The sequence below is a fragment of the Mycoplasma marinum genome, from assembly GCF_004335975.1.
Lineage (GTDB): Bacteria > Bacillota_I > Bacilli_A > Mycoplasmatales > Metamycoplasmataceae > Mycoplasma_K > Mycoplasma_K marinum.
Map to the genome: position 1 here is coordinate 1 of NZ_PSZO01000127.1, position 521 is coordinate 521.

General features: G+C 27.4%; 1 protein-coding gene. It reads left to right on the forward strand.

The annotated features are described in order from the left end of the window. The coding region (locus C4B24_RS05175) for a hypothetical protein (RefSeq protein WP_168388397.1) at window positions 1-479 on the forward strand (479 nt) is incomplete at its 5' end. Window positions 480-521: the final 42 nt, after the last annotated feature.

Below are 521 nucleotides of genomic sequence, written 5' to 3' on the forward strand. Positions count from 1 at the left end.
AATACGATTTTATAAACCAAGCGTTACAAAAAATATCTAAGGAAAAAAATATTATTCCGATAGTTTATGTTGATAAGCATGAACAAACTATGAATGCACTCAAAAATAACTTCTATGTCTTACCCACAATATCAAAAAGCGAACCTTTATCAAGAATTCCGGATTATATTTTGTCTCTATTTAGAAGAATTGTGAGAACGGTGCATATGTTTCATGATGAAAATAGAAAAATCAGTCAATCATTTGTAATCAAAAACGAATATCCAGATAAGTTATTTGACTTTAGTAAAAATCAACCTCTTTTAAACTTATTGAAAAAGGCGCTTCAATTATTTGACAGTAAAACTCATTGAGAAACTTTCTCTGGAATTATGAAACTTGAAACCGTTACCTTGATACAATATTTAAATCTAATATGTTCAACTGAGGAAGCAAATTCTGAAATGCTAAATAGTGCAATTTTAGAGGCATTGTGATAATTAAACATTTTGGTAAATTATTGAAATAATAATTAAAAACCC